At 68.1% G+C, this 14,114-nt stretch carries 11 protein-coding genes; 6 read left to right on the forward strand and 5 right to left on the reverse strand.

The features are described 5' to 3' along the window. Positions 1-8: 8 nt before the first annotated feature. From malE to MW290_RS13000, 4 genes are all read right to left on the reverse strand, one after another. Complete coding sequence (gene malE, locus MW290_RS12985) at positions 9-1,208, reverse strand: maltose/maltodextrin ABC transporter substrate-binding protein MalE (protein ID WP_250195070.1); 1,200 nt, start codon at positions 1,206-1,208, stop codon at positions 9-11. Between the two features lie 42 nt (positions 1,209-1,250). Continuing rightward, the gene (locus MW290_RS12990; RefSeq protein WP_250195071.1) at positions 1,251-2,354 is read right to left on the reverse strand and encodes an ABC transporter ATP-binding protein; all 1,104 of its coding nucleotides are present in this window, start codon (positions 2,352-2,354) and stop codon (positions 1,251-1,253) included. 10 nt (positions 2,355-2,364) lie between these two features. Then, on the reverse strand, positions 2,365-4,023 hold the full coding sequence (locus MW290_RS12995) for an alpha-glucosidase family protein (protein ID WP_250195072.1): 1,659 nt from the start codon (positions 4,021-4,023) through the stop codon (positions 2,365-2,367). Between the two features lie 102 nt (positions 4,024-4,125). Then, a complete protein-coding gene (locus MW290_RS13000) occupies positions 4,126-5,382 on the reverse strand; it encodes a maltoporin (protein WP_250195073.1) in 1,257 nt (418 codons plus the stop codon). 295 nt (positions 5,383-5,677) lie between these two features. Between MW290_RS13000 and MW290_RS13005 the strand changes: the two genes are divergently transcribed. After that, positions 5,678-6,583 carry an SHOCT domain-containing protein gene (locus MW290_RS13005; RefSeq protein ID WP_250195074.1) on the forward strand — a complete coding sequence of 302 codons (906 nt, stop codon included), beginning with the start codon at positions 5,678-5,680 and terminating at the stop codon, positions 6,581-6,583. Positions 6,584-6,628: 45 nt separating this feature from the next. Here MW290_RS13005 and fabI read toward each other — a convergent pair whose 3' ends face one another. After that, positions 6,629-7,426 (reverse strand): enoyl-ACP reductase FabI, encoded by a 798-nt coding sequence (gene fabI / locus MW290_RS13010; RefSeq protein ID WP_250195075.1) that lies wholly within the window; start codon positions 7,424-7,426, stop codon positions 6,629-6,631. Between the two features lie 184 nt (positions 7,427-7,610). On the opposite strand from fabI, the gene rimP reads away from it, so the two are divergent. The 5 genes from rimP to truB all read left to right on the forward strand — a co-directional run bounded on the left by rimP (position 7,611) and on the right by truB (position 14,103). After that, positions 7,611-8,243 (forward strand): ribosome maturation factor RimP, encoded by a 633-nt coding sequence (gene rimP, locus MW290_RS13015; RefSeq protein WP_250195076.1) that lies wholly within the window; start codon positions 7,611-7,613, stop codon positions 8,241-8,243. Next, positions 8,240-9,718, forward strand: coding sequence for a transcription termination factor NusA (gene nusA, locus MW290_RS13020; RefSeq protein ID WP_250195077.1), 1,479 nt, complete (start codon positions 8,240-8,242; stop codon positions 9,716-9,718). The genes rimP and nusA overlap by 4 nt, the downstream gene beginning before the upstream one ends. Positions 9,719-9,794: 76 nt before the next feature. After that, a complete protein-coding gene (infB, locus tag MW290_RS13025) occupies positions 9,795-12,701 on the forward strand; it encodes a translation initiation factor IF-2 (protein ID WP_250195078.1) in 2,907 nt (968 codons plus the stop codon). A gap of 80 nt (positions 12,702-12,781) precedes the next feature. Further along, positions 12,782-13,144, forward strand: a complete 363-nt coding sequence (gene rbfA, locus MW290_RS13030; RefSeq protein ID WP_250195079.1) for a 30S ribosome-binding factor RbfA — start codon at positions 12,782-12,784, stop codon at positions 13,142-13,144. Then, the gene (gene truB, locus MW290_RS13035) at positions 13,141-14,103 is read left to right on the forward strand and encodes a tRNA pseudouridine(55) synthase TruB (protein ID WP_375142841.1); all 963 of its coding nucleotides are present in this window, start codon (positions 13,141-13,143) and stop codon (positions 14,101-14,103) included. Before rbfA ends, truB begins: the two co-directional genes overlap by 4 nt. Positions 14,104-14,114: the final 11 nt, after the last annotated feature.

The following is a 14,114-nucleotide window of genomic DNA, read 5'->3' on the forward strand; positions in this document are numbered from 1 at the left end:
TGAATCGCTTACTTGGCGGTGATGCGCTTGGCGGCGGCGTCGAGCGCGGCCTTGGGCGTCTGACGACCCTCGGTCACGTTCTGCAGCGCCGATTGCATCGACGACCAGAAGCGGCCCATCTCGGGGTTGTTGGGCATCGGCGTGCCGTCCTGCGCGCTGGCCATCGTCGCCTGGATGTTGGGGTTGGACTTCAGCTGGTCGTAGAAGGCCTTGGAGGCCGGCACGCCCAGCGGCACGTCGTCGTCGATGGCCTTCAGGCCGGCGGGCGTGAGCATGTAGTTCTCGATGAACTCCACCGCCACGTCGCGGTTGGGCGAGGCCTTGGAGATCATCGCGCCCAGCACGCCCACGTACGGCGTGGCCTTGGCACCGGCCACGGTCGGGATCTTGGCCACGCCGAAGTTGATCTTCGACTTGCGCAGGTTGTCCCACGACCAGGGGCCGTTGATCATCATCGCCACCTTGCCCTGGTTGACGCCGGAGTCCATGTCGGCATAGGCCGCGCCCTTGGGCATCACGCCGTCCTTGACCATCTGGGCCAGCAGCTCGGCGCCCTTGAGCGCGCCGGCATTGGCCACGCCGGTGTCGGTGGCGTCGTAGGTGCCGTCACCCTTGGCCTTGAAGGCATAGCCGCCGTTGGCGCCCAGCAGCGGCCAGGTGAAGTAGGTGTTGGTGTAGTCCCAGAGGATGGCCTTCTTGCCCTGGGCCGACAGCTTCTTGTCCAGCGCGATCACTTCCTCGAAGGTCTTGGGCGGCGTGGGCACGAGGTCCTTGTTGTAGACCAGGGCCACGGCCTCGATCGACACCGGGTAGCCCCAGGTCTTGCCGCCGATGGTGAAGGCCTTCCAGCCCAGCGGATCGATGTCGGCCTGCACCTTCTTCGACGGGGTGACGGGCTGCAGCAGGCCGGCGCCCAGCCATTCGCCGACGCGGTCGTGCGGCCAGATCCAGATGTCCGGGCCCTTGCCGGCCGCGGCAGCCTGCTGGAACTTGTTGGGCGCGTCTTCCGGGTGCTCCACCACCACCTGCACGCCGGTCTTCTTGGTGAACTCTTCGCCCACCTTGGCCAGGCCGTTGTAGCCCTTGTCGCCGTTGATCCAGATCAGCAGCTTGCCGGGCTCGGCGGCCTGGGCCAGGCCGGCGGCGCCGGCCAGCGTGAGGGCGGCGGCCGCGGCGACGAGCCGGATGCGTTGACGTTGGATGGTCATGTCTCTCTCCTTGGTGAGGGTGGGAAGTGGCCGGCGCCCGGGTCAGGCGCGCGGCAGGGCCTGGCCGTTGGCGTCGAACAGGTGTGCGCGTTGCGGCGGCACGGCCAGCAGCGCGGTGTCACCGGCGGCCAGCGGGTTCTCGGGATCGGCGCGCACCACCACCGCCTGGGCGGCGCCGGGCACGTCGAGGTAGAAGTAGGTGCTGTCGCCCAGATGCTCGGCCGCCTGCACGGTGCCGCGCAGCGCATTGGCGGGCAGGGCATCGCCGGCCGCCTGGGCGCCCAGGTGCTCGGGCCGCAGGCCCAGGGTCACCGGGCTGTCGGCCGGCAGGGCGCGCGCATCGGCGGCCACCTGCAGCAGCGTGCCGTCGGGCAGGCGCACCTGGGCACCGCTGGCATCGGCCGCGGCCAGCTGGCCCTGCACGAAGTTCATCTTGGGCGAGCCGATGAAGCCGGCCACGAACAGGTTGGCCGGCCGGTGGTACAGGTCCATCGGCTTGCCCACCTGCTCGATGCGGCCACCGTTGAACACCACGATGCGGTTGGCCAGCGTCATCGCCTCCACCTGGTCGTGGGTCACGTAGATCATCGTGGTCTTGAGCTCGCGGTGCAGCCGGGCCAGCTCCACCCGCATCTGCACCCGCAGCGCCGCGTCCAGGTTGGACAGCGGTTCGTCGAACAGGAACACGCCGGGCTTGCGCACGATGGCGCGGCCGATGGCCACGCGCTGGCGCTGGCCGCCCGACAAGGCCTTGGGCTTGCGCTGCAGCAGATGCTCGATCTGCAGGATCTGCGCGGCGCGGGCCACCGCCTCGTCCTGCTGCTGGCGGTTGAAGCCGGCCAGCCGCAGGCCGAAGCCCATGTTCTCGGCCACCGTCATGTGCGGGTAGAGCGCATAGCTCTGGAACACCATCGCGATGCCGCGGCGCGCCGGCGGTACCTCGTTGACGCGCTCGCCGCCGATGTACAGGTCGCCGGCGGTGATCTCCTCCAGCCCGGCAATGCAGCGCAGCATCGTGGATTTGCCGCAGCCCGAGGGGCCGACGAAGACGGTGAACTCACCGTCGGGGATGTCCAGGTCGATGCCGTGCAGCGTTTGCACGTCGCCGTACGACTTGCGCAGGCCCTTGAGTTGCAGGTTGGCCATCGGCTTCGGTTCAGTCCAGCAGATTTTGGAAGCAGGCGCCCCAGGCGGGCAGGTGGAAGGTGGCGCCGTCGCGCTCACCGGTCTGCGTGGGGCCAAAGCCATGCCCGCGCAGGGGCTGGCCGGCGGGCGCCCCGGGCAGCGAGACCGTCACCGGCTCACGGCCCAGGTTGAACACGGCCAGCACGCGCTGGCCACCGCCTTCGGCGCGGCGCTCGATGGCCAGCACCGGCTCGGGCGCGTCCAGGAAGCGCATGTCGCCGTCGAGCAGCGCGGGCTGCTGCTTGCGCCAGGCCAGGAAGCGGCGCGCGAAGTTCAGCACCGAGTCGGGGTCGTCGTTGTTGACGTCCACCGCCAGGTCCACGTGCTCCTGCGGCACCGGCAGCCAGGGGGCGTGGGCCGGCACGCGGCTGAAGCCGGCGTCGGGCAGCGAATGCACCCAGGGCATGGGCGTGCGGCAGCCGTCGCGGCCCTTGAACTCGGGCCAGAAGGCCAGGCCGTAGGGGTCGCGCAGGCGCTCATAGGCCACGTCGGCCTCGGGCAGGCCCAGCTCGTCGCCCTGGTACCAGCAGGCGCTGCCGCGCAGGCTCAGCAGCACGGCCATGGCCAGCTTGTTGTAGTGGGCCGGCGCGTCGGCGCCGCCCCAGCGGCTGCGCACCCGCATCACGTCGTGGTTGCCCACCGACCAGCAGGGCCAGCCGTCGGTCAGCGCCTGTTCCAGCTCGCTCACCTGGCTGCGGATGTAGCCGGCGCTGCTGTCGGTGGTCAACAGGTTGAAGCCATAGGCCATGTGCAGCTTGTTGCCGCCCGAGGTGTAGGCCGCCATGGTGGCCAGCGTGTTGTCGCAGCCCACTTCGCCCAGGCTGGCGGCGCCGTGTTCGTTCAGCAGCGCGCGCAGCTGTTCGAGGAAACGCAGATTCTCCGGCTGCGTCTTGTCGTACAGGTGGCGCTGCATGCCGTAGGGGTTGCTGTCCTGCACCGACTTGGTGTCGCGCACCTCGGCCGGCGGGTTGTCGCGCAGCTGCCGGTCGTGGAAGTGGAAGTTGCAGGCGTCGAAGCGGAAGCCGTCCACGCCGCGCTGCAGCCAGAAGCGCACGTCGTCCAGCAGCTGCTGCTGCACGGCTTCGCAATGGAAATTCAGGTCGGGCTGGCTGATCAGGAAGTTGTGCAGGTAGTACTGCCGGCGCCGGGCGTCCCATTGCCAGGCCGAGCCACCGAACACGCTCAGCCAGTTGTTGGGCGGGGTGCCGTCGGGGCGCGGGTCGGCCCACACGTACCAGTCGGCCTTGGCGTTGTGGCGATTGGCGCGGCTTTCCTTGAACCAGGCCGATTCGTCGGAGGTGTGCGAGAGCACCTGGTCGATCACCACCTTCAGGCCCAGCGCATGGGCGCGTTCCACCAGGCGGTCGAAGTCGGCCAGCGTGCCGAACATCGGGTCGACGTCGCGGTAGTCGCTGATGTCGTAGCCGAAGTCCTTCATCGGCGAGCGGAAGAACGGCGATATCCAGATCGCGTCCACGCCCAGGTCGGCGATGTAGGAGAGCCGATCGATGATGCCCGGCAGGTCGCCGACGCCGTCGCCGTCATGGTCGGCGAAGCTGCGGGGATAGATCTGGTAGATGACCCCGCCGCGCCACCAGGGGCGTTGCGGGCCGGAGGAGGTCAGGCTCATCGATGCAGCGGAAAAGGAAGTCGGAAGGCGCGCGGCCGCCATCGGTGGCGGCGGCCGCGGCCAGGGTACCGCGGCGCCCGGGTCAGGCGCTGCGGCGGTGGATCACCACCAGGCTTCGACCTGGATGCCGTAGGTCAGCCCGTTGGTCTTGCTGCCGAACACGCCGTTGGTGCCGGCGCCGTTGGCGGCGTCGTTCCACTTGGCGTAGGTAACGAAGGTGCGGAAAACCGGGCGCGACCAGAAGCCGGGGGCCAGGGCGACTTGCGGCGCCACGGTCAGCTTGGTCAGGTGGGCGGTGTCCTTGCCATCGGTCTTCACGCGGTCGTAACCCAGTTCGGTCGCGATGCTGAAGTAGTTGTTGATCTGGTACTGCGGGCGCACGCCAGCGGTGAACCACGAGGTCTTGGGCTGGTTGTCCAGCTTGACGTGCGAGTAGCCGGCGGTGGCCATGGCCGACCACGGCGAGCCGCTCGGGGCGATGTAGAGCTGGTCGACCACGCGCCAGCTGGAGCCCTTGATGTCGTCGGTGGCGTCGCGGTAGTTGTTGACGCTGGAGTCGCCGGCGCCGGCGTCCTTGCCCAGCACCAGGGCCAGCTTGTTGAAGCCGCCCATGATGCCGGTCTGCTTGTGCTCTGCGAACAGCAGGAAGCCGCTGCCTTCGCCGCGGCTGCTGTTGCCCGCGCTGGTGCCCTTCATGGCCACCGCTTCGAATTCCAGCGTGCCGCCCGGGTTCACCGGCAGGTCATACAGGCGTGCCGAGAAGCGGCTGGTGTTCAGGCCGTTGACGGTGTCCGTCACCAGCGTGTCGTCGCCCTTGCTGTGGTACGAGAAGGCCATCTTGGCGCTGCCGACCGCGATGTCCTCGATGCCGCCGCCCAGGCCGCTGTTGTTCCAGTAGTAGTAGTCGTTGATGTGGACGTCATGGCGGTTGTAGTACCGCTTGCCGATCCAGATGCTGGCCTTTTGCAGGGCGCCAGGGCCGAAGAAGCCGCCGGCCTCGAAGTAGTTCTGGCGGCTGGCCAGGTCGAACTTGTCGCCCTTGGAGCTTTCGTAGTCCGAAGCGGCGTTGTTCTCGACCAGCGCCAGCATCAGGTTGTACTTGGCCCAGGTGCCGTCGCTCTTGCCGAACGGCATGATGAACTGGCTCTCGGCGTAGGTTTCGCACTCGTTGCCCAGGCGGTACTTGGCGCCTGCGCCCGGCAGGCCGAAGCAGACCTGCTTGCCACCTTCGGTGGAACCGCCGGTGCCCGTGCGGACATAGCCCTTGTACTCCAGGCCCTGTGCGGACACCGGGCTCACGGCGCCCATGGCAGCCGCCGACGCGGCCGCCGCGGCGACCCACTTCATACGCATCTTCATCGCTTTCTCTCCTCGGGTGGTCACGTGTAGCAACACTACATGGCTGTCCAACTCAGCCGACGGCGCGACTGTACGTAGCAAAACTACACAGAGTCACCGGGGAAAGTCCTCAGTCGATTACACAACAGTTACGCGGGAAAACCCGGTGCTTAGACGCAGCTTCGCTTGGCTACCCTCCACGCGCACGAGGCAAAGATGTAGCTTGACTACGTAGCAGACTCTGCGGTGTAGTTATGTACTTTTGGAACATCGGTGCGCGGCCAAGACCCGTTGCACCCGCTGGGAGACACACGCGATGACGACCCTTCACCCCCGCGGCCTGGCCGCCCTGGCCCTGGCCGCGGCAGCGCTGGCCGCCACCGCGCCTGCGCAGGCCGGCGTGCTGGACACGCTGTTCGGCAAGAGCGCCACGGCCAGCGACACCGCCGCGCCGGGCAGCAACCCGGGCCGCCGCCAGTGGCTGCTGAGCGAGTTCACCGAGCTGCAGCTGCAGCCGCGCGAAAGCGGGGCACCGGCCAACGAACATCCGCAGGCGGTGCCGGCGGCGCAGATCCGCAACTGGATGCAGGGCGTGGCCTTCATGCGCGGCAACCAGCGTGAGCCGCTGTTCGGTGCCGACGAGCTGGCTTCGCTGCCGCAGGTGATCGCCGATGCGCTGGCCGTGGCCACGCCGCAGGACGACCTGGTGCTGCTGAGCACTTCGCGCCGCGAAGGTGGGCTGCTGGGCACGCCGTACGGCCTGACGGCGCGCCTGTTCGTGCAGGGCGGGGCGCTGCAGTTGATCGTCAACGATGCGCGGCTTGACTTCTACAACGAGTACCGCGGCGCCCGCATCCTGCCCACTTTCCGCTTCGGCAGCCGTGGCGCGGCCAGCAACGTGCGGCTGAGCAGCCCGGATGCGACGTCGACCCGTGGCGACTGGCTGGCGTTTGCGCTGGCGCCCAGGGCGGCAGCGCCGGTGGCGACACCGGCCGTGGCACCTGCGGCGCCGGCGGCCACTGCGCCCGCGGCACCCGCCCGTGCGGCGGCGCCAGCGGCACCTGTGGCCACGCCGATGGCGCCGGCAGGCAATGCCCGCGACCAGCGCTTCTATGACGAGCAGGAGCAGCGCCTGCGCGCGCTCAAGCGCCTGCGCGACCAGAACCTGATCACCGAAGAGGAATACCAGGCCAAGCGCAAGGAGATCCTGCAGGCGCTGTGAGCGCCTGGCGGAGCGGGGCGGTCAAGCCCCGCGCAGCATCCTGTGTCAGGTTGCGGTGCTGTCGGGCACGCCGCTCATCACGCGGCTGAAGCCGCAGTCCACGTAGGTGATCTCGCCGGTCACGCCGGCGGCCAGGTCGGACAGCAGGAAGGCCGCCACGTTGCCCACGTCGTCGATGGTGACGTTGCGGCGCAGCGGGGCGTTCTGCTCCACCACGTCCAGCATCTTGCCGAAGCCCTTGATGCCGCTGGCTGCCAGCGTCTTGATCGGGCCGGCCGAGATGCCGTTGACGCGGTAGCCCTTGGGGCCCAGGCCGGCGGCCAGGTAGCGCACGCTGGCTTCCAGCGAGGCCTTGGCCAGGCCCATGGTGTTGTAGTTGGGCACGGCGCGCTCGGCGCCCAGGTAGCTCAGCGTCAGCAGCGCGGCGTTGGGCCGCAGCTGGCCGGCGGCGGCCTTGGCCAGCGCCGGGAAGCTGTACGAAGAGATGTCGTGCGCGATGCGGAAGGCTTCGCGGCTCAGGCCTTCGAGGAAATCGCCCGCGATCGCCTCGCGCGGCGCAAAGCCGATGGCATGCACCAGGCCGTCCAGGCCCTCGGGCCAGGCGCTGCGCAGGTCGGTGAACAGGCGCTCGATCTGTTCGTCGCTGCCGACGTCGCAATCAAACACCAGCGACGAGCCGAAGTGGCTGGCCAGCTCGGTGATGCGGTCCTTGAAGCGCTCGCCCACGTAGCTGAAGGCCAGCTCGGCGCCTTCACGGTGGCAGGCACGAGCGATGCCGTAGGCGATGGAACGGTTGGACAGCACGCCCGTGATCAGCAGCCGCTTGCCGGCGAGAAAACCCATGGTGTCTCCGTAGCTCAGGTCAGGAAAGGGGCGTGATTCTGGCATGTCCTCACCGCATCAGTACCCAGGGCCTTGGCGTAGGTACCCAGGCGCAGTACAATCCGCATTTCCCTGGAAACACCGTGTGCTCCCAACCGGGCGGATTCTGTTCCTGCCCTTTTTTTTTGCTCGAACGCTTTCTTAGATGACCTGGCAGTCTGCCGTCGAACGTACCGTCACTGGGCTGGGTTACGACCTGGTCGACCTCGAACGCACGGGGGGTGGACTCCTGCGCGTCACGATCGACCGGGTGCCCGGCCATGCGTACCCCGAAGGCCTGGGTGCCAGCGAATTCGTGACCGTCGAGGACTGCGAGGCCGTGACGCGGCAATTGCAGTATCTGCTCGAAGTCGAGAACGTCGAATACGCACGTTTGGAAGTTTCGTCCCCCGGGCTCGACCGGCCTTTGAAAAAATCGGCCGACTACGAGCGTTTTGCCGGCGAGGCGATCGATCTCACGCTGAAACTGCCTTTCCAGGGGCGCAAAAAGTATCGCGGCATCCTGATGTCGCGTGACGGTGGGTGGCGCCTGCTGCTGGACGACAACGCAGGTGCGCCGGTGCGCGCCGGCGGCAAGGCGGCGGGCAAGTCCACCAAGTCCAGCAAGCCGGCCAAGTCCGCCCAGGCTGCCGCCGCATCGGGCGAGGCGCTCACGCAGCCGGCGCTCGATTTCGCACTCGACGAGGTGCGTGAGGCACGGCTGGTGCCCGTCGTCAATTTCAAAGGTCGCCCGGCTGCTCCTGCGCAGCCCGAGGTGCATGGAGGTCCAGAAGAATGAACCGCGAACTGTTGATGCTGGTCGATGCGATCTCGCGCGAAAAGAGCGTGGAGCGCGACGTCGTGTTCGGCGCCGTCGAGGCAGCCCTGGCGTCGGCCACCAAGAAGCTGCACGGCGGCGAAGTGGACATCCGCGTTCAGATCGACCGCGAAACGGGCGAGTACGAGACCTTCCGCCGCTGGCACGTGGTGCCGGATGAGGCCGGCCTGCAGATCCCCGATGCCGAGATCCTGTTCTTCGAAGCCAAGGAACAGATCGGCGACATCGAGGTGGACGACCACATCGAGGAGCCCATCGAGTCGGTGCCCATCGGCCGCATCGGTGCGCAAGCGGCCAAGCAGGTCATCCTGCAGAAGATCCGCGACGCCGAGCGCGAGCAACTGCTCAACGACTTCCTCGCCCGTGGCGAGAAGATCTTCGTGGGCACCGTCAAGCGGCTGGACAAGGGCGACATCATCGTCGAGAGCGGCCGGGTGGAAGGCCGCCTGAAGCGCAGCGAGATGATCCCCAAGGAAAACCTGCGCACCGGCGACCGCGTGCGGGCCTACATCGCCGGTGTCGACCCCACCGTGCGCGGCCCGCAGATCATGCTGTCGCGCAGCGCGCCCGGCTTCATGATCGAGCTGTTCGCGCAAGAGGTGCCCGAGATCGAGCAAGGCCTGCTCGAGATCAAGAGCTGCGCCCGTGACCCGGGTTCGCGCGCCAAGATCGCCGTCGTCTCGCACGACAAGCGTGTCGATCCCATCGGCACCTGCGTCGGCGTGCGCGGCTCGCGGGTCAACGCGGTCACCAACGAGCTGGCCGGCGAGCGCGTGGACATCGTGCTGTGGTCGGAAGACCCGGCGCAGTTCGTGATCGGCGCGCTGGCGCCGGCCAACGTGCAGTCGATCGTGGTGAACGAGGAGCCGCATGCGATGGACGTGGTGGTGGACGAGGAAAACCTCGCCATCTCCATCGGCCGTGGCGGCCAGAACGTGCGCCTGGCCTCCGAGCTGACCGGCTGGCGCATCAACATCATGACCGCCGAAGAGTCGCAGGCGAAGCAGGCGGCCGAAAGCGACGTGATCCGCAAGCTCTTCGTCGAGAAGCTCGACGTCGACGAGGAAGTGGCGGAGATCCTGATCGCCGAAGGCTTCACCAGCCTGGAAGAAGTGGCGTACGTGCCCATGCAGGAGATGCTCGAGATCGAGAGCTTCGACGAGGACACCGTCACCGAGCTGCGCAACCGTGCCAAGGATGCGCTGCTGACGATGGAGATCGCCCGCGAGGAAAGTGTCGAAGAGGTGTCGCAGGACCTGCGCGACCTCGAAGGCCTGAATCCCGATCTCATCGCCAAGCTGGCGGGGGGCGGGGTGCACACCCGCGACGACCTCGCCGACCTGGCCGTCGACGAACTCACCGAGATCACCGGTATGGATGCCGATCAGGCCAAGGCGCTGATCATGAAGGCGCGCGAACACTGGTTCACCGCCTGACCTTCACGCACGGACACCGATTGATCGCCCACAGCCTGTACGCCACGAGCGCCCCCGTTTTCCAAGGATCTTCACAATGGCAGTGACCACCGTCGCCCAATTTGCCGCCGAGCTCAACCGCCCGGCCGCGACGCTGCTCGAGCAGCTGCAATCCGCGGGGGTGCGCAAAGTCTCCACCGACGACCAGCTCACCGACGCCGACAAGGAGCGTCTGCTCGGCTTCCTGCGCACCAGCCACGGCAATACCGGTGGCGATCGCAAGAAGATCACGCTGACGCGCAAGAGCACCAGCGAGATCAAGCAGGCCGATTCCACCGGCAAGGCCCGCACCATCCAGGTGGAAGTGCGCAAGAAGCGCACCTTCATCAAGCGCGACGACGCCCCGGCCGGCGAAGAGGCGAGTGCGCCTTCGGCCGCCGACGAGGCGCTGGAGCTGCAGCGCCGCGAGGAAGAGGCCCAGCAACAGGCCGAGCTGCTGCGTCGCCAGGAAGAAGAGCTGGCCGAGAAGCGCCGCCAGCGCGAGGAGCAGGAACGCGCCGAGCGCGAGGCCGCGGAAGCCCGCGCCCGTGAAGCCGCCGAGAAGGCTGCTGCCGAAGCCGCTGCCGCCAAGGCCGCTGCGGAAGCCGCGGCCAAGGCTGCGGCCGCCAAGCCGGCCCCGGCACCTGCCCCTGCTGCTGCACCGGTCTCCGCCACCGCCGCACCGGCGGCTGCTGCTGCCGCGCCCGCCGCTGGCAAGCCGGCCGATGCGCCCAAGCCGGGTCTGCGCGTGGTCAAGGCCGCCGACACCGACGCCGCCGAGAAGCAGCGCCTGCTCGACCTCGAGAAGCGCCGCCGCGCCGCCGAGGCCGAAGCCGCCGCCATCCGCGCGATGATGAACGCGCCCAAGAAGGTGCTCATCGCCAAGAAGCCGGAGGAGCCGCCGAAGCCGGCGGCCACGGCCGAGAACGCCATCAAGGGCACGATCCACAAGCCGGCCGCCAAGCCGGGCGCACCCGCACCGGCCGCCAACGCCGGCGCGGCCGCCAAGCCGGGCGAGAAGAAGTCGGTCAAGTCCGAGAAGCTCTCGTCCAGCTGGGCCGACGACGCCAAGAAGCGCGGTGCCGCGCCCAAGGGCCGCACCGACGGTGCCGCCGCGGGCCGTCCGGGCTGGCGCGCGCCGCGTGGCCGTGGTGGCCGCGACCGCAATGACGGCGGCGGTTCCACCTTCACGCCGCCGAGCGAGTTCGTGCAGCAGGAAGTGCACGTGCCGGAGACCATCTCCGTGGCCGACCTGGCCCACAAGATGTCGGTCAAGGCCGCCGAGGTGATCAAGCAGCTGATGAAGCTGGGCCAGATGGTCACCATCAACCAGCAGCTGGACCAGGAAACGGCCATGATCCTCGTCGAGGAAATGGGCCACAAGGCGCTGGCCGCCAAGCTGGACGATCCGGAAGCCTTCCTGGAAGAAGAGCATGCCGCGACCGACACCGAGCTGCTGCCGCGTGCCCCGGTCGTCACCGTGATGGGTCACGTCGACCACGGCAAGACCTCGCTGCTGGACTACATCCGCCGCAGCCGTGTGGCCGCAGGCGAAGCCGGCGGCATCACGCAGCACATCGGCGCGTACCACGTGGAAACCCCGCGCGGCATGATCACCTTCCTGGACACCCCGGGCCACGCGGCCTTCACGGCCATGCGTGCCCGTGGTGCCAAGGCCACCGACATCGTCATCCTGGTGGTGGCCGCGGACGACGGCGTGATGCCGCAGACCAAGGAAGCCATCCACCACGCGAAGGCGGCCGGCGTGCCGCTGGTGGTGGCGGTCAACAAGATCGACAAGCCCGATGCCAACCTGGAGCGGGTCAAGAGCGAGCTGGTGGCCGAAGAGGTGGTGCCGGAAGAGTTCGGCGGCGATTCGCCGTTCGTGCCCGTCTCGGCCAAGACCGGCCAGGGCATCGACGACCTGCTGGAGCAAGTGCTGCTGCAGGCCGAAGTGCTGGAGCTGAAGTCGCCGAAGGAAGCGCTGGCCAAGGGCATCGTGATCGAAGCCCAGCTGGACAAGGGCCGCGGCCCGGTGGCCACGGTGCTGGTGCAGTCGGGCACGCTCAAGCGCGGCGACGTGGTGCTGGCAGGCTCCAGCTATGGCCGCGTGCGCGCCATGCTGGACGAAGACGGCAAGAACACCCAGGAAGCCGGCCCGTCGATCCCGGTCGAGATCCAGGGCCTGACCGAAGTGCCGCAGGCCGGCGACGACTTCATGGTGCTGAGCGACGAACGCCGCGCCCGTGAAATCGCCACCTTCCGCCAGGGCCGTTACCGCGACGTGAAGCTGAACAAGCAGCAGGCCGCCAAGCTGGAGAACATGTTCGAGAACATGGGCGAAGGCCAGGCGCAGACGCTGGCGCTGATCGTCAAGGCCGACGTGCAGGGTTCGCAGGAAGCGCTGGCGCAGTCGCTGGTCAAGCTCAGCACCGCCGAGGTCAAGGTGCAGATCGTGCACGCGGCCGTGGGTGGCATCAGCGAGAACGACGTCAACCTGGCCATCGCCTCCAAGGCGGTGATCGTGGGCTTTAACGTGCGTGCCGATGCGGGCGCCCGCAAGCTGGCCGAGAACAACGGCGTCGACCTGCGCTACTACAACATCATCTACGACGCGGTCGACGAGATGAAGGCGGCGATGAGCGGCATGCTGGCGCCGGAACAGCGCGAGGAAGTCATCGGCACCGCCGAAATCCGCACGGTGTTCGTGGCCTCCAAGATCGGCACGGTGGCTGGCTGCATGATCACGGCCGGTGTGGTGCGGCGCGACGCGCGCTTCCGCCTGCTGCGCGACAACGTGGTGATCTACACCGGCGAAGTCGACTCGGTCAAGCGGATGAAGGACGACGTGCGCGAAGTCAAGGAAGGCTTCGAGTGCGGCGTCAAGCTGAAGAACTACAACGACATCGCCGAAGGCGACCAGCTCGAATTCTTCGAGATCAAGGAAGTGGCACGCACGCTGTAACAACGGCGGGCCGTTTCACCCGAACCCCGCCGCCCGCAAGGTGGCGGGGTTCGTGCTTGTAGGGCCGAGAGGACAACCCGATGCGACACAAGAAAGCGATACCCAACCGCAGCCTGCGGATCGCCGACCAGATCCAGCGTGATGTGTCGGAGCTGATCCGCGACCTGAAGGACCCGCGCGTGGGCATGGTCACCGTCACCGGCGTGGACATCACGCCCGACTACGCCCATGCCACCGTGCGCTTCTCGCTGCTGGTCGGCCAGCCCGAGGACAGCCAGGCCGCGTTGAACGAGGCGGCCGGCTTCATCCGCAATGGCCTGTTCAAGCGGCTGCAGATCCACACCGTGCCCACGCTGCACTTCCAGTTCGACCGCACCACCGAGCGTGCGGCCGAGCTGAATGCGCTGATCCGCCAGGCCAACGCGCAGCAGGCCAAGGACTGACCGTGCAAGAAGCAGTTCCCCAGGCCACGCCGCGGCCGCCGCGCCAGCGCATCCAGCGCCGGCCGCTGCATGGCGTGTTGTTGCTCGACAAGCCGCTCGGCCTGTCGAGCAACGACGCGCTGCAGAAGGCCAAGTGGCTGCTGCGCGCCGAAAAGGCCGGCCACACCGGCACGCTCGATCCGCTGGCCACCGGCCTGCTGCCGCTGTGCTTCGGCGCGGCCACCAAGTTCAGCCAGGTGAGCCTGGAGGCCGACAAGACCTACCGCGCCACGCTGGCGCTGGGCCGCACCACCACCACCGGCGATGCCGAGGGCGAGCTGCTGCAGCAACGCCCGGTGGCGTTGGACCGCGACGCGATCGAGGCCGCCTGCGCCCGCTTCACCGGCCCCATCTCGCAGTTGCCGCCGATGCATTCGGCGCTCAAGCGCGACGGCAAGGCGCTGTACGAGTACGCGCGCGCCGGCATCGAGGTGGAACGCGCGCCGCGGCAGGTGGTCATTCACCACATCGACATCATCGACTGGCAGGCTGACACGCTCGTGATCGACGTGCGTTGCAGCAAGGGCACCTACATCCGCACCCTGGCCGAAGACATCGGCCAGGCGCTGGGTTGTGGCGCCCATTTGTCGGCCCTGCGGCGCACCGGCAGCGGTCCGCTGCAGGTGGCCGATGCCGTCACGCTTGAACAACTCGCGGCGCTCGACGAGGCGGCCCGCGAAGCGCTGCTGAAGCCCGTCGACTGGCTGTTGTCCGACTGGCCCCGCGTGGCCTTGCCGGAAGACGAAGCCGGTCGTTTCCTCACCGGCCTGCGACGGCGCGTGCGACTGGCCGATGCGCCAGCCGTTCGCGTGTACGGCCCGCAGCCGAGTGCGTTTCTCGGCAGCGCACACATCGCGTCGGGTGAATTAATCGCCGACCGCCTGCTCAGTCCCGTCGAAGTGCAGGGCCTGATTTCCTGAAAGAACGTTCC

It is taken from the genome of Aquincola tertiaricarbonis (assembly GCF_023573145.1).
GTDB classification, from domain to species: Bacteria; Pseudomonadota; Gammaproteobacteria; order Burkholderiales; family Burkholderiaceae_C; genus Aquincola; species Aquincola tertiaricarbonis_B.